General features: G+C 59.8%; 12 protein-coding genes, 2 tRNA genes and 1 pseudogene. 9 read left to right on the top strand and 6 right to left on the bottom strand.

From position 1 onward, the window contains the following. Window positions 1-19 precede the first annotated feature (19 nt). From groL to CEC48_RS06400, 4 genes are all read right to left on the bottom strand, one after another. A complete protein-coding gene (gene groL, locus CEC48_RS06415) occupies window positions 20-1663 on the bottom strand; it encodes a chaperonin GroEL (protein WP_088422975.1) in 1644 nt (547 codons plus the stop codon). A 50-nt stretch (window positions 1664-1713) separates the two neighbouring features. Then, window positions 1714-2010 carry a co-chaperone GroES gene (groES, locus tag CEC48_RS06410; RefSeq protein WP_003208599.1) on the bottom strand — a complete coding sequence of 99 codons (297 nt, stop codon included), beginning with the start codon at window positions 2008-2010 and terminating at the stop codon, window positions 1714-1716. Between the two features lie 248 nt (window positions 2011-2258). Continuing rightward, window positions 2259-2735, bottom strand: coding sequence for an FxsA family protein (locus tag CEC48_RS06405; protein ID WP_008433587.1), 477 nt, complete (start codon window positions 2733-2735; stop codon window positions 2259-2261). A gap of 66 nt (window positions 2736-2801) precedes the next feature. Continuing rightward, entirely contained in the window at window positions 2802-3533 is a 732-nt protein-coding gene (locus tag CEC48_RS06400) for a HugZ family protein (RefSeq protein ID WP_088422974.1), read from the bottom strand. 75 nt (window positions 3534-3608) lie between these two features. Between CEC48_RS06400 and CEC48_RS06395 the strand changes: the two are divergent. Further along, window positions 3609-3790: pseudogene (locus tag CEC48_RS06395) on the top strand (SDR family NAD(P)-dependent oxidoreductase); the annotation flags it as partial. A gap of 46 nt (window positions 3791-3836) precedes the next feature. On the opposite strand, the gene CEC48_RS06390 reads toward CEC48_RS06395, so the two are convergent. After that, complete coding sequence (locus tag CEC48_RS06390) at window positions 3837-4844, bottom strand: DUF481 domain-containing protein (RefSeq protein ID WP_088422973.1); 1008 nt, start codon at window positions 4842-4844, stop codon at window positions 3837-3839. 154 nt (window positions 4845-4998) lie between these two features. On the opposite strand from CEC48_RS06390, the gene CEC48_RS06385 reads away from it, so the two are divergent. From CEC48_RS06385 to CEC48_RS06370, 4 genes are all read left to right on the top strand, one after another. Next, complete coding sequence (locus CEC48_RS06385) at window positions 4999-5361, top strand: MGMT family protein (protein WP_088422972.1); 363 nt, start codon at window positions 4999-5001, stop codon at window positions 5359-5361. Between the two features lie 43 nt (window positions 5362-5404). Beyond that, entirely contained in the window at window positions 5405-6937 is a 1533-nt protein-coding gene (locus CEC48_RS06380) for an AmpG family muropeptide MFS transporter (RefSeq protein ID WP_088422971.1), read from the top strand. 196 nt (window positions 6938-7133) lie between these two features. Beyond that, a complete protein-coding gene (locus CEC48_RS06375) occupies window positions 7134-8849 on the top strand; it encodes a proline--tRNA ligase (protein ID WP_088422970.1) in 1716 nt (571 codons plus the stop codon). Between the two features lie 20 nt (window positions 8850-8869). Then, entirely contained in the window at window positions 8870-9823 is a 954-nt protein-coding gene (locus CEC48_RS06370; RefSeq protein ID WP_088422969.1) for a hypothetical protein, read from the top strand. Here the strand turns inward: CEC48_RS06370 and dinB are convergent, their stop codons facing one another. Continuing rightward, window positions 9824-10885, bottom strand: coding sequence for a DNA polymerase IV (gene dinB, locus CEC48_RS06365; protein WP_088422968.1), 1062 nt, complete (start codon window positions 10883-10885; stop codon window positions 9824-9826). It abuts the gene before it with no gap. 291 nt (window positions 10886-11176) lie between these two features. Between dinB and CEC48_RS06360 the strand changes: the two genes are divergently transcribed. The 4 genes from CEC48_RS06360 to CEC48_RS06345 all read left to right on the top strand — a co-directional run bounded on the left by CEC48_RS06360 (window position 11177) and on the right by CEC48_RS06345 (window position 15745). After that, window positions 11177-11253, top strand: a tRNA-Met gene (locus CEC48_RS06360). Window positions 11254-11459: 206 nt separating this feature from the next. Further along, window positions 11460-11536: transfer RNA gene (locus CEC48_RS06355), tRNA-Met, on the top strand. 280 nt (window positions 11537-11816) lie between these two features. Beyond that, window positions 11817-14459, top strand: coding sequence for a bifunctional lysylphosphatidylglycerol flippase/synthetase MprF (gene mprF / locus CEC48_RS06350; protein ID WP_088422967.1), 2643 nt, complete (start codon window positions 11817-11819; stop codon window positions 14457-14459). After that, a complete protein-coding gene (locus CEC48_RS06345; protein ID WP_088422966.1) occupies window positions 14459-15745 on the top strand; it encodes a virulence factor family protein in 1287 nt (428 codons plus the stop codon). Before mprF ends, CEC48_RS06345 begins: the two co-directional genes overlap by 1 nt. Window positions 15746-15785 lie beyond the last annotated feature (40 nt).

Raw genomic sequence — 15785 nt, 5'->3', positions numbered from 1 at the left:
GTATCGGGGTAAGGCTGGCTTACATCATGCCGCCCATACCACCCATACCGCCCATGTCTGGCATACCGCCGCCAGCTGGAGCGTCATCTTTGATCTCGGCGATCATTGCTTCAGTGGTGATCATCAGGCTGGCAATCGAAGCTGCCGCTTGCAGAGCCGAACGAGTCACTTTAGCTGGGTCCAGGATGCCCATTTCGATCATGTCGCCGTATTCGCCGGTAGCAGCGTTGTAACCGAAGTTACCCGAACCCTGCTTGACCTTGTCGACAACTACGCTTGGCTCGTCGCCGGAGTTGGCAACGATCTGGCGCAGCGGTGCTTCAACAGCACGACGCAGCAATTGAATACCAACGTCTTGGTCAGCGTTGTCGCCTTTCAGCTCGGAGATAGCCTGCAGAGCGCGAACCAGTGCCACGCCACCGCCAGGTACCACGCCTTCTTCAACGGCTGCACGGGTAGCGTGCAGGGCGTCTTCAACGCGGGCTTTCTTCTCTTTCATTTCAACTTCGGAACCAGCGCCAACCTTGATCACTGCAACGCCGCCGGACAGCTTGGCCAGACGCTCTTGCAGTTTTTCACGGTCGTAGTCGGAAGTGGTATCAGCCACTTGAGCGCGGATCTGGGTAACACGTGCCTGGATGTCAGCTTCAACACCAGCACCGTCGATCACGGTGGTGTTTTCCTTGGTCACGGTGACGCGCTTGGCATTACCCAGGTGTTCCAGGGTAGCGCTTTCCAGGCTCAGGCCGATCTCTTCGGAGATAACGGTACCGCCAGTCAGAACAGCGATGTCCTGCAGCATGGCCTTGCGACGATCGCCGAAACCTGGCGCCTTCACGGCAACCACTTTCACGATACCGCGCATGTTGTTCACAACCAGAGTCGCCAGGGCTTCGCCTTCAACGTCTTCGGAAACGATCAGCAGTGGGCGGCCGGCTTTGGCAACAGCTTCCAGAACTGGCAGCAGTTCACGGATGTTGGAGATCTTTTTGTCAACCAGCAGGATCAGCGGGCCGTCGAGCTCGGCGGTCATGGTGTCTGGCTTGTTGACGAAGTACGGGGACAGGTAGCCACGGTCGAACTGCATGCCTTCAACAACCGACAGTTCGTTTTCCAGGCCCGAGCCTTCTTCAACGGTGATCACGCCTTCTTTACCGACTTTTTCCATGGCTTCGGCAATGATGTCGCCGATGGAGCTGTCGGAGTTGGCCGAGATGGTGCCGACCTGAGCGATTGCCTTGGTGTCAGCGCAAGGCTTGGACAGGGACTTCAGCTCTTTGACAATGGCGATGGTCGCCTTGTCGATGCCGCGTTTCAGGTCCATCGGGTTCATGCCGGCAGCGACGGCTTTCAGGCCTTCGTTGACGATCGACTGAGCCAGGACGGTAGCGGTGGTGGTGCCGTCGCCTGCGTCATCGTTGGCACGGGAGGCAACGTCTTTGACCAGCTGCGCGCCCATGTTTTCGAAGCGATCTTTCAGCTCGATTTCTTTGGCGACGGATACGCCGTCCTTGGTGATGGTCGGAGCGCCGAAGCTCTTCTCGATGATCACGTTACGGCCTTTAGGGCCCAGGGTCGCTTTTACTGCGTCAGCCAGGACGTTGACACCGGCGAGCATTTTTTTACGGGCGGAATCGCCGAATTTAACTTCTTTAGCAGCCATGATCGATATTCCTTAAATACTTTATAGTAACGGGAAGATGAGCGGGGAAATCAGCCTTCCAGAACAGCGAGAATCTCGTTCTCAGCCATTACCAGCAGGTCTTCGCCGTCGATTTTCACAGTGTTGCTGCCGGAGTAAGGGCCGAAAACAACCTTGTCACCCACTTTCACAGCCAGCGCACGTACTTCACCGTTTTCCAGGGTTTTGCCTGGGCCAGCAGCGAGAATCACACCGTGGTTGGCTTTTTCAGCAGCCGAACCTGGCAGAACGATCCCGCCTGCGGTTTTCTTTTCTTCTTCACTGCGACGGATGACGACGCGGTCATGCAGAGGACGAAGCTTGCTCATTGTCGATCTCTCCTAATTGTGTTTTTCATCGGCCGGTGTCAATTCCGGCAGGTTAAATTCCGGCGGTGCCGGTCGCGGTTCGCGGCGCGAAACGCGGAAGTCTGTCTGGTGTCGCCACCAGAAACCTTGCGGTGACCGTTACATAAGGGCGCATAAGCTTATTACAAGGGTGCAGAGATGAAAATTTTTGTGTCGGGGGTGTCTTTAAAAGCTGCACGGCACCCGCAGGTGCCGTGCCAGTGAGGGGATTACTTGGGGTCGCGGTGTTCGAACTCGCCTTCGATCACGTCACCCTCACGCCCCAGGGGCTGGCGCGGGGCCGGGCCACCACGGGGTTGCAGGTCGTCGGCGAAGGCACGCTGGCGGATCGCCGCCTCTTCGGCACGCTGGCGCATCTTGCCCGCCAGCAGCTTGCGGGTGAACGGCAGCAACATCACCAAGCCAACCACGTCGCTGATAAAACCCGGCAGGATCAACAGGCCACCGGCCAAAGCCATCATCAGGCCTTCGAGCATGGTCTGGGCAGGCAGTTCGCCACGATTCAGGCTTTCACGGGCACGCAGCGCCGTGGCCAGGCCGGCGACGCGCAGCACCAGAACGCCGAGCATCGAGCCGAGAATGATCAGCAGCAGCGCCGGGAAAAACCCGATTGCCCCACTGACTTGTACGAATACGAACAGTTCCAGCACCGGAAACAACAAAAAGAGCAACAAAAAAGGGCGCATCAAATGGTTCCTCAACGCAAGAATGCCTTGCTACTTCACCTTAGATGACGTCGCCGTTTCGTGAATTCAAGCTTCAGCGGCTGCTTTTTTCGGCCAGACCTCGGCGTGAGCCAGGAAAACCAAGGCTTCGCGTACTTGTGTCGGAGTGTTGCAAGGCTCGGCAAACGGCAGCCAATAGAGTGCCTGGCCAATGCGCAGGTGCATGCCTTCGCTGTCGATACCGGCCATTTGCGCAGGCTCGGAGGTCGGCAGGCCGGCCAGTTCGACATAGTGGGCGATGGCCTTGGTGTGGTCGCTGTTCATGTGCTCGATCATGCTCAGCTCGGCCTTGCCGGCGAACGGATTGGCCAGGGTCAGTTGGTCGACCCAATGGATCGCGCCGAAACCACCGATATAACGGTGCCGTACCGGCTTGAGCACCCAGAAGTCAAAATCATGGGCCTTGTGGTAGTTCGCCGAGTCCGGGAAATAGCGGTAATAACGCTCCGCGGCGGCTTCAATCGCAGCAGTGTCTTCGAGTTTTTCCGCCTCGGCCAAGTAGGTCAGGCGCCCTACTGCCTGCACATCGTCCGCCTCACGCTCACCGACCAACAAGGAGCACTTGGGGTCTTTCTGCAGGTTATGGGTGTGCTGGGCAATACGGCTGATCAGAATCAGCGGCCGGCCCTCGGCGTCCAGACAGTACGGCACCACTGAGCCAAACGGAAAACCGGGCATGGCCTTGGACAAGGTGGCGAGTGCCCCACGGTATTCCTTGAGCAGTAGTTCTCGGGCATTCTTGGCAACGTGCGCGCTCAACTTATGACTCCTTTGCTAAATTCCGTCAAAAAACAAACTTGGAAAGCCGCTTGATACTGCACGCAGGACTTGCGAATGCATCTCAACGACAAAGTAATCATTATCATCGGCGGTTGCCAGGGTTTGGGCCGTTCCAGGGCCGAGTATTTTGCAGCCAAAGGCGCGCACCTGGCGCTGGTGGACCTCAATCAGGAAAAACTCGACCAGGCGGTGGCCGCCTGCCAGGCCCACGGGTGACGGCCCGGGCCTATCTGTGCAGGGGCCCGAGGCGCTGGAGAAGAGGACGGCGGGTTGCGCCTTTAATTACCAGGTGACGCCGAAACCTGCGGTATAGCGGGTCTTGCTCAACGCGCTTTCCGAGTCGCCACTAATAATGTCGCGCTCGGCCTTGAGGTTGAGGGAGGCCCACTCGGTGACTTTGTAGCGCAGCCCCATTTCAGCGTCCAGGGAATAGGAGGACGGCCCTGACAGCGGCTTGCCCAGTTCGCCGTTGGTGAAGAATTCCACCCTCTTGCCCACCAGATAGCGGTTGTAGTTCCACTTCATGGCCAGCGAATAGAAGTTATCGGTGCCGCCATCCTGATATTCGTAATCGGTGCGGTTAACCAACGAGCCAAGGGAGAATGCCCCCAGTTCATCATCCCAGAATTGATAGCCCGGGCCGGTGCCCACGGTGCGCTGGCGGGACAGGTCTTCGACCTTGTCGCGCTTGTAGGTCAGGCGACCCTGCCAAAACCAGTGTTCGGTGAGAAACCGGTCCAGGTCGTATTCCAGCGCCCAGTTGTCGGTGGTGGTTACATCGTCCTGGAATTCGCGGTTGTACTCGCCCTGGGCGGTATGACGCCACTGGCCATGACGCGCGGTGGTCTTGAAGTCGATGTCGTAGTCGTTGGTGTCTTTTTCCGCGCGCTTGTAGTCCAGCGCCATGTCGACATTGCCCTTCCACACCAGGTCCTCGATCACAGGCTTGGGCTTGATGATCTGCTGGATGCTGGCCAGCTCGACGGTCTTGGGCGCCTCGCCATTGGCCAGGGTGACCTTGCCATCGTCGGCGGCCTGCAGGGACTTGGCCTTCTCACCGGTGTAGGCATCCTGCTTGACCAGCAATTCCTGATCGCTTTCCAGGGTTTTGACCTGCTTCCAATCCACCGGGATGGCTCCGGCGTAATCGGTCTGGATCAGCAGCTTGCCACCGTCGAAAACCTTGATCTTACCGGTCAGGCGGTCACCGTTCTTCAACCAGACGGTATCGGCGAGCAGCGGCGTGGAGGCGCTGAAAACAGCGAGGCATAGCAGGGTTCTGGACAACATAAGCAGATATGGGGCTCGAGTTTGGCGAAAAAACGGGCATTATCGGGGTGGATAACTTCTTAGCAAAGACTGACTCGGGTATTTGCATCGAGTTCCGCTCTCAGCGTTACATTTGCAGACATTTCCTACGAATAGCCGGATATTTTCATCGGATATGCCCACCGTGAACGAAACGACCGACGCCCCGCAAAGCCCCGCTGAAATGCGCCGCACCGTGCTGTACCTGACCCTCGCCCAAGTGCCCGAAGGCTGCGTAATCAGCTACGGGGAGCTGGCGCACCTGGCCGGTTTGGGTCGTGCCGCACGCTGGGTGGGCCGCACTCTGAGCCAACTGCCCGAGGGCACCAAACTGCCTTGGCACCGCGTGTTGGGTGCCGGTGGTCGGATAAGTCTGCCGGTGGGCAGTGCCTCCGGTGACGAGCAACGCGCGCGTTTGCGCGGCGAAGGCATCAGCATCCTGAATAATCGCGTTGATATTCAGCGTCATGGCTGGCGCCCGGTAGAGCACAGCGGTTAGAGTGCGCGCTTTATTTGCGTAATTCTGAGGCAGACTCCAGCCCATGCCCCGTAAAACCTGGCGCGCCGCGCTCGCCGCCTATGCCAGCCCCTCGACGTTAGTGCTGTTGCTGCTCGGCTTTGCTGCCGGCTTGCCTTACATGTTGGTGTTCTCGACGCTCTCGGTATGGTTGCGCGAGGCCGGCGTGGCCCGCGAAACCATCGGTTACGCAAGCCTGATCGGCCTGGCCTATGCCTTCAAGTGGGTCTGGTCGCCCTTGCTCGACCAATGGCGCCTGCCGCTGCTCGGCAAGCTCGGACGTCGTCGGTCCTGGTTGGTACTGTCCCAGACGCTGGTGATCCTCGGATTGATCGGCATGGGCTTCTGCGATCCACAAAAGCACCTGTCCTGGCTGATCGCCATTGCCGTTATCGTCGCTTTCGCTTCCGCCACCCAAGATATCGCCGTAGACGCCTACCGCCTGGAAATCGCCGACGACAGCCGCCAGGCTGCGCTGGCCGCCAGCTATATGTCTGGCTATCGAATTGCCGCGCTGCTGGCCACCGCCGGCGCACTGTTTTTCGCTGAAGGCTTCGGCTCCACCGGCTTCAATTACAAGCACTCGGCATGGGCCGGCACGTATGTGCTGTTTGGCGCGCTGATGGTGCCTGCGTTACTGACCACCCTGTTCATGCGCGAACCCAATGTGCCACTGCGCACCCAATTGCAGGCCGGGCGCTACAGCTTTGCTCACCAGTTGGTGTCGGTGTTCGTGTTGATCGTGCTGCTGGTGTCAGTACCGGCGATGTTTACCCAGCTATACAACACTGACTTCGCCAGCGTGCTGTTCCATGGCGTCAGCCTGCTCGATCTGCTGCTGGAAGACCGCGCGTTCCTGCGGGCCATCCTCTATATCATCCTGACCACCCTGTGCCTGTCGGCCATGGGCCGCCGGGGCCTGGCGCCGGTGCTCACACCGGTCAACGACTTTATCCTGCGCTACCGCTGGCAGGCCTTCCTGCTGCTGGGGCTGATTGCCACCTATCGCATGTCGGACACGGTGATGGGCGTAATGGCCAACGTGTTCTATATCGACCAGGGTTTCACCAAGGACCAGATCGCCGGCGTCAGCAAGGTCTTCGGCCTGATCATGACGCTGCTGGGTGCTGGCATGGGTGGGCTGCTGATCGTGCGGTTCGGCATCCTGCCGATCCTGTTTATCGGCGGCATCGCATCGGCCGGTACCAACCTGCTGTTCGTGATGCTCGCGGACATGGGCCCAGACCTGCAGATGCTGATTTTCACCATTTCCCTGGATAACTTCAGCTCTGGGATGGCGACCTCGGCGTTTGTTGCGTATTTGTCGAGCCTGACCAACCTGAAATTCTCCGCCACCCAATACGCCTTGCTCAGTTCAATCATGTTGCTGCTGCCACGTTTGATCGGCGGGTATTCGGGGGTGATGGTCGAGAAGTTCGGTTACCACAACTTCTTCCTGATCACCTGCCTGCTGGGTGTGCCGACGCTGATCCTGATTGCCTTGCACTGGTTTCAGGAAAGCCGGCGGATTCGGTTGAATCCTCCCGAAGAAAGCTGAGCCCTGCAGGAGCGAGCTTGCTCGCGAAGAATTCACAGGCACCGCGTTTATCCTGGTTTCCCGTGTAATCGTTGACGATCTTCGCGAGCAAGCTCGCTCCTACAAACAGCCCTACAGTCTGATACCTGTACGTCGGCAGTTTGCGCCCGTACAATCCAACGTCATTTCAAGTCCAAGCAACCGACAACGGCCTACCATGCGCACCAGTCAATATTTGCTCGCCACACAGAAAGAAACGCCTTCCGACGCGGTTGTGATCAGCCATCAGCTGATGCTGCGCGCCGGCATGATCCGCAAACTGGCCTCGGGCCTGTACACCTGGCTGCCCATGGGCTTGAAGGTGATGCGCAAGGTCGAAGCCATCGTTCGTGAAGAAATGAACGCTGCCGGCTCTCTGGAAGTGTTGATGCCGAGCACCCAACCGGCTGAGCTGTGGCAGGAATCCGGGCGCTGGGAAGAGTACGGCCCTGAATTGCTGCGTTTCAAGGACCGTCATGGCCGCGATTTCTGCGCCGGCCCGACCCACGAAGAAGTGATCACTGACCTGATGCGCAACGAGTTGAGCAGCTATAAACAACTGCCCCTCAACCTGTATCAGATCCAGACCAAATTCCGTGACGAAATCCGCCCACGCTTCGGTTTGATGCGCGGCCGCGAATTCATCATGAAGGACGCCTATTCGTTCCACCCGGACCAGGCGTCCCTGCAGGTCACCTACGACCGCATGCACACCGCTTACTGCAACGTGTTCACTCGTCTGGGCCTGAAGTTCCGCCCGGTTGAAGCAGACAACGGTTCCATCGGCGGTGCCGGCTCCCACGAATTCCACGTGCTGGCCGAATCCGGTGAAGACGATATCGTGTTCAGCAACGGTTCCGACTACGCGGCGAACATCGAGAAAGCCGAAGCCGTGCCACGGGAAACCTCCCGCCCTGCGCCAAGCGAAGAGCTGCGCCTGGTGGACACGCCTGAGACCAAGACCATCGCGGCCCTGGTGGAGAAATTCAATCTGCCGATTGAAAAGACCATCAAGACCCTGATCGTGCGTGCCGAGGAAGAAGGCAAGCTGATCGCCCTGGTGATCCGTGGTGACCACGAGCTCAACGAAATCAAAGCCGCCCAGCAGCCAGGCGTTGCCAGCCCGCTGGTCATGGCCACCGACTCCGAACTGCGCGACGCCATTGGCGCCGGTGCTGGCTCTTTGGGCCCGCTGAACCTGCCGCTGCCGATCATCATCGACCGTTCGGTCGAGCTGATGAGCGACTTCGGCATCGGTGCCAACATCGATGACAAACACTACTTCGGCGTGAACTGGGAACGTGACCTGCCGGTTCCGACCGTGGCCGACCTGCGCAACGTGGTTGCAGGCGACCCAAGCCCGGATGGCAAGGGCACCCTGGAAATCAAGCGCGGCATCGAAGTCGGGCACATCTTCCAGCTGGGCAACAAGTACAGCAAGGCGATGAAGTGCGAAGTGCTGGGCGAGAACGGCAAGCCGATCACCCTCGAAATGGGTTGCTACGGTATTGGCGTATCCCGCGTGGTTGCAGCTGCCATCGAGCAGAACAACGACGAGAAAGGCATCATCTGGAGCGACGCCCTGGCGCCATTCCAGGTTGCCCTCGTACCGCTGCGCTACGAAACCGAGCAAGTACGCGAAGCCACCGACAAACTGTATGCCGAACTGACGGCTGCCGGTTTTGAAGTGTTGCTGGATGATCGGGACAAGAAAACCAGCCCGGGCATCAAGTTCGCCGACATGGAACTGATTGGCATCCCGCACCGGATCGTGGTCAGTGACCGCGGCCTGGCCGATGGCAATCTGGAATACAAGAGCCGGACCGAAGCCGAAGCCCAACCGTTGCCGGTGGCTGACGTGCTGTCTTTCCTTCAGGCGCGTATTCGTCGCTGAAAACCAGATCAAGAGTCGTCATGTTCAAGCGAAACACCATAGCCCTGGGGGGCGCCACGTTATGTGGCGCCCTGCTGGTCAGCGGCTGCGCCAACCAAATGTCCCAACGCAGCGAGCACGAGGAACGCATCGAGCGCAAATTGCTCGATCACAGCCTGCAGATCGATGTGGGCGAACCCAAAGTGCTGGAGCTGCCGCAACGCCGGGTGCGCATTCACGAGCAAAAGACCTTTGAGGTCACCGAATTCGAAGTCAGCCGTCGCTACGACCGCTACACGCCCTACCAGCCTTGGCGCAAACTCTATGAGATGCCCTTTGGCGCGGTCGCGCTGGTGGCGGGCGTCGGCGCCAACGTGGCGAATATCTTCGCCCTGGGCAACCTGCCTGCCAGCATGACCCGCGATTGGCTCAGCTACGGCGTGGACGGGATTAACCCGTTCATGAACGTGCAATCCAACGGTCGTGCGCAGCAGAACCTGGCAGGTATCGATGAAGTCCAGCGCGACAAGCGCGTGGAGTATTCGAGCCTGCCCTGGAGCGAGCGCCCGGTACAGGTAACGGCTGGCAAGCAAACCCATGAGCTGACCACCGACCGTAATGGTGTACTGCGCCTCAACCTGTTGGACAGCCCGTTTGCCGAGCAGGACCTGAACCGCATCAGCACCCTGAAGATCAGTGTTGAAGATGCCCAGGATGACGTGCACTCGGACTCATCCCTGGCCATCAGCAGCACCCTGCGGGGCAAATTGCTCGAAGCTCACGGGTTGATCTACGACGACCTGGAAGACGACGAGGTCAACGAGTGGGTGCACCGGGTCAAGCGTCTGTCGGAGTTGGGCCTGGAAGAAGAAGCCAGCGAGCTGGAGCAAAGCCTGATCGAGCTGACCCGCAATGATCCGGAGTTGCAGCAGGAATTCTTGCAGGCATTGACCAAGGATGCTGGTCGCCTGGTGGCGGACCCCGGGGCAAGGTAGTTAACGGCTGAACAGCTCCAGCTGTTCATTGCCGTTGCTCAAATCCAGCAAACGCACGCCTATCCCCAGCAATCGCACCGGCTTGCCGCCGCGATTGAACGCCTGGGTCAGCAACTGCCGGTAACTCTCCAGATCCCGCCCTGCCCCGGCCTGCTCCAGGGTCGTCTGGGTAAAGTCGTGGAACTTCACTTTGACGAACGGCTTGCCCGCCCGATAGCTGCTGTCGATGCGCGCCATGCGCCCGGCCAGGGTGTCCATCAGTTCAGGCAGTTTTTCCAGGCAACTGGGCAAATCCGGCAGGTCGACATCGTAGGTGTTTTCCACACTGATGGATTGCCGGCGGCTATCGTTCTGCACCACACGGTCATCGATCCCACGGGCCAGGCTCCAGAGGCGTTCGCCAAAACTGCCGAATTCCCTCACCAGCGCCAGCTTGTTCCACTCGCGCAGTTGCAGACAATCCTCAATCCCCAGCCGCGTCAGCTTGTCGGCGGTCACCTTGCCCACGCCGTGGAGCTTTTTCACCGGCAGCGCCGAGACGAAGTCTTCGACCTGGTCCGGGGTGATCACAAACAGCCCATTGGGCTTTTTCCAGTCGCTGGCGATCTTGGCGAGAAACTTGTTCGGCGCCACGCCTGCAGAAACGGTGATGTGCAATTGGTTGGAGACCCGCCGACGAATGTCCTGGGCAATGCGCGTGGCGCTGCCGCCAAAATGCGGGCTGTCGGAGACGTCCAGGTAGGCCTCGTCCAGCGACAACGGCTCGATCAGGTCGGTGTAATCGCGAAAGATCGTCTGGATTTCCTTTGATGCCTCTTTATAAGCATCCATGCGCGGCTTGACGATGGTCAGGTCCGGGCACAGCTTCAAGGCGTGCCGGGACGACATGGCTGAGCGCACCCCGTACGCCCGGGCTTCGTAGTTGCAGGTCGCGATCACGCCACGACGGTCTGCCGAGCCACCAACCGCCAAGGGCTTTTGCGCCAGGGTCGGGTCGTCGCGCATCTCGATGGCGGCGTAGAAGCAATCACAGTCGACGTGGATGATTTTGCGCTGCGTCATATATAAGGCAGTGGTTCAGGGCAGAAAACGAACAGGCGGGCAGTATCTCACTCACACCTGTATATAGCACCAGTAGTTTGAATCTTCCGCCTAAGCGGTAGGAAAATTCAGAGATGAATTCATTTTATCAATCGAAACCCACCCCCCAATAGAGCTGAAAGCCTTGGCCAGACTGGCCCCGAGCCCTATCAAGGGGCCGCCTTGGAGAGCTAACCGATTGAACCACAAGCGCTTTTCTTTGAATCAGCGGTTGACACACTCGCGTTCCTCTGTAGAATGCCGACACACAGACGCGGGATGGAGCAGTCTGGTAGCTCGTCGGGCTCATAACCCGAAGGTCGTCGGTTCAAATCCGGCTCCCGCAACCAAACATCAAAAAAGGCTACTCGAAAGAGTGGCCTTTTTTGTGCGTGTCTGTTTTATCCCTCTTTTCGATTGTCTGACAAAAAACCTTTCCCAATCGCGCACTTAGCGCTCGCGCGTGACAATCCAAGGCTAATTTGCACTTATTTGACCCATTGGCCGATTAACGGTTGACACCCCGCCGTTGCTCTGTAGAATGCCGCCACACAGACGCGGGATGGAGCAGTCTGGTAGCTCGTCGGGCTCATAACCCGAAGGTCGTCGGTTCAAATCCGGCTCCCGCAACCAAACATCAAAAAAGGCTGCTCGAAAGAGTGGCCTTTTTTGTATCTGACGAAAAAGCCCTTTTGAAACAATGGCATGGCATCTTTCATGAAACCGTACACGGTTTGTAGAGTCCATCTCATTGCAAGCTATGCTAAGTCTTCAAGCACTGTCCTTCTACGACCAATGGGCGCTGTCGCTGCACCGCGCGATACGCGTTAATATTTGTAATTATTTTGTCCATAGGGATTGGTAACTTGGCTGGATACCTCCATCCTGTCGCGCACAATCCAAGAGGTGATTGATGCGCGCCAACTCGTCTGAACCACAAGACACTGTCACAGCGACACAACCGATCACTCCCACCCGTTTGCGCTGGCTGGATCTGTTGAGCAAATACCGCCAACCCATCGGGCTGGCCGTCACCTTGTTGCTGTTCGCAATCGCCCTTATCGCTTGTCGCCACCTGCTGCTTGAGCTGGACCTGTACGCGCTCCACGATTCGATCCTGGAAGTGCCCAAGCCTGCACTGCTGGGTGCCTTCGGTGCCGCGGTCGCAGGCTTTATCATTTTGTTGGGCTATGAGTTTTCCGGCGCCCGCTATGCCGGTGTGAAGCTGCCTGCCAAGACCTTGGCCTACGGCGGCTTTACCGCATTCGCCATCGGCAACGCGATTGGCCTGTCGATGCTCTCGGGCGGTTCGGTACGCTACCGTTTATATGCACGCTATGGCATCGGTGCCTCCGAAGTGGCGCGCATGACCGTGTTTGCCAGCCTGGCCCTCGGTTGCGCCCTGCCGCCACTCGCTGCGCTGGCCACCTTGAGCAACTTGCCCGCCGCGTCCAACGCGTTGCATTTACCGGCCGGCCTGCTCGGTGGTATCGCAGGCGCTGTGCTGTTGTTGACCGCAGCGCTGTGCATCGGCATTTACCGCCGCCGCCTGCCGGAACAACCTTACCCGGACAACCTGCTGGTCAAGGCCGGGCGCCGCACGTTGCGCCTGCCGGGCCGTCGCCTGACCTTCCTGCAACTGATCATCACCGCCCTCGACGTCGCCGCTGCCGCTACCGTGCTGTATCTGCTGCTACCGGAAGCGCCGCCCTTTGGCCCGTTCCTGTTGGTGTACCTGCTGGCCCTGGCCGCCGGCGTGCTCAGCCATGTACCGGGCGGTGTCGGCGTGTTCGAGGCGATTCTGCTGGCGGCCTTTGCCGACAAGCTCGGCGCCGCACCACTGGCCGCCGCATTGCTGCTGTACCGGATGATCTATGTGGTGCTGCCGCTGTTGATCGCCTGTGTGTTCCTGCTGGTCAATGAAGCCCAGCGCCTGTTCCAGACACAACAAAGCCTGCGGGCGGCCTCGGGCCTCGCTGCACCGATCCTGGCCGTACTGGTTTTTTTGTCCGGCGTGGTCCTGCTGTTTTCCGGCGCAACCCCGGAGATCGACTCACGCCTGGAAAACATCGGCTTCCTGATTCCTCATCGCCTGATTGACGCTTCGCACTTTGGTGCCAGCCTGATCGGCGTGCTCTGCCTGCTATTGGCCCAGGGCCTGCGTCGCCGGTTGTCGGCCGCGTGGATGCTGACCATGGTGCTGCTGCTGACCGGTGCCCTGCTCTCGCTGCTCAAGGGTTTCGACTGGGAAGAAGCCAGCCTGATGACCATGACCGCCGTGCTGCTGGCGATCTTCCGGCGCTCGTTCTATCGCGCCAGCCGCCTGACTGAGCTGCCGTTCTCGCCGCTGTACCTGGTGGCCAGCGTGTGCGTGCTGGGTGCGTCGATCTGGCTGCTGCTGTTCGCCTACCAGGACGTGCCCTACAGCCATCAGCTTTGGTGGCAGTTCACCCTCGACGCGAACGCCCCGCGTGGCCTGCGCTCGCTGCTGGGCGCTGCCGTGGTGCTGGTGGTTGTCTCGCTGACCTGGCTGCTGCGCACCGCACGCCCGATCATCCACTTGCCGACACCCGACGAGCTGGAACGCGCCACCAAGATCCTGATGAACTCGGCGCAACCCGATGGCGGCCTGGCGCTGACCGGCGACAAAGCCCTGCTGTTTCACCCCAACGACGAGGCGTTCCTGATGTACGCTCGTCGCGGTCGCAGCCTGGTGGCCTTGTATGACCCGATCGGCCCGACCCTGCAACGGGCCGAGATGATCTGGCAGTTCCGTGACCTGTGCGACATTCACCACGCCCGTCCGGTGTTCTACCAGGTGCGCGCGGAGAACCTGCCGTACTACATGGACATCGGCCTGACCGCGATCAAGCTGGGCGAAGAAGCCCGGGTAGACCTGAAACGCTTTGACCTGGAAGCCAAGGGCAAAGAGATGAAGGACCTGCGCTACACCTGGAACCGCGGGACCCGCGACGGCCTGTCCCTGGAGATCCACGAGCCCGGCCAGGCCCCGATGGAGGAGCTGAAAGTCATCTCCGACGCGTGGCTGACCGGCAAGAACGTGCGGGAAAAAGGCTTTTCCCTCGGACGATTCAGCGACGACTACCTCAAGCACTTTCGTATTGCGATCATTCGCTTCGAAGGGCACCCGGTAGCGTTTGCGAACCTGCTTGAGACCTACAGCCACGACCTGGCCAGTCTCGACCTGATGCGTGCGCACCCGGACGCGCCGAAGTTGACCATGGAATTCATGATGGTCGGCCTGATTCAACATTATAAGAACCATGGCTACGCCCGCTTCAGCCTCGGCATGGTGCCGTTGTCGGGCCTGCAACCACGACGTGGCGCCCCGCTGACCCAACGCCTGGGCTCGATGGTGTTCCGCCGTGGCGAGCAACTGTATAACTTCCAAGGCTTGCGCCGCTTCAAAGACAAGTTCCAGCCTGACTGGGAACCCCGTTATATGGCCGTGCCCGCAGGACTTGATCCGCTGGTGGCACTGGCCGACACCGCCGCCCTGATTGCGGGCGGCTTGACTGGATTGGTGAAACGCTGATGATTCGACGCTCCTGGCGGTATGTATTGGCATTTTTGGTGGTACTGGCACTGATCCTTGGTGGCGGTTACTGGTACTGGAACCGCCCTGCACCGCAACCGACTCTGGAACAACTGCCACAGGCCGACGGCACCGTCCTGACCCGCGTAACCCCGGGCACCGCACCCAAGGCCCGGGTGGCCGTGGCCGTGCTGGCCGACGAAACCCTGACCGACAGCCAATTGATCGCCCTAAGCCAGGGCGGCGCAGCGCAGATCGTTCAGGTGATCCTGCCGAAGGACGACTGCAAGCTGCAGGAACAGGCCCTGCAAACCGCCCTGGGCCAGCTTGCCGGCCCGGCGACCCTGGTCAGCGGCATCGGCCCTGGCGCAGCCCTGGCCTGGCGCTGGCTGGCCGCACAGAACGATGACAAGGCCAACGCCATCTCCGTCGGCTTCGCGCTGGTACAACCTGGCTGCAACGACCCACTGCCGAAAACCTCGGCCCACGGCAATTGGCTGGTGGCCTGGAACGATAACCCTGACGATGATGCTGCCAGTTTCGTACGCGACACGCCGCGCGCCACCACCAGCATCAGCGACTACGACGTTCACTACCCGCAAGTGCTGAACAACGAACTGCGCAAGCAATTGGTGGGTTCGGACAACGGCGGCCTGGCGATCCCGGTGGTCGAAGTGCCTGCCGGCCAGGCCAAGGACACTGTCACCCTGTTCCTCTCCGGTGACGGCGGCTGGCGTGACCTGGACCGCGACGTGGCCGGGGAAATGGCCAAGATCGGCTACCCGGTGGTCGGTATCGACACCCTGCGCTACTACTGGCAGCACAAGAGCCCGGAACAAAGCGCCAAAGACCTCTCCGAGCTGATGCAGCATTACCGGCAGAAATGGGGCACCAAGCGCTTTGTGCTGACCGGTTACTCGTTCGGCGCCGATGTATTGCCGGCCATCTACAACCGCCTGCCGGAAAGCGAGCAGCAGCGTGTAGACGCGATCATCCTGCTGGCCTTCGCCCGCACCGGCAGCTTCGAAATTGAAGTGGAAGGCTGGTTGGGCAATGCCGGTAAAGAAGCCGCTACCGGCCCGGAAATGGCCAAGCTGCCCGCCGACAAGGTGGTGTGCATCTACGGTGCCGAAGAAGTCGACGAGAGCGGCTGCACCGAGAAGACTGCAGTCGGCGAGGCGGTGAAGCTGCCTGGCGGCCATCACTTCGACGAGAACTACCCGGCGCTGGCCAAGCGCCTGGTAGACATCATCGAGAAGCGCCAGGGCAAGACCCCGGCCGAATAAGCGCCCACAAAAAAGCCCCCGCTGCCGCAAGGCACCGGGG

Source organism: Pseudomonas sp. K2I15, from assembly GCF_002204795.1.
Classification (GTDB): Bacteria; Pseudomonadota; Gammaproteobacteria; order Pseudomonadales; family Pseudomonadaceae; genus Aquipseudomonas.
This window is presented reverse-complemented; position numbering and strand designations above follow the sequence as displayed.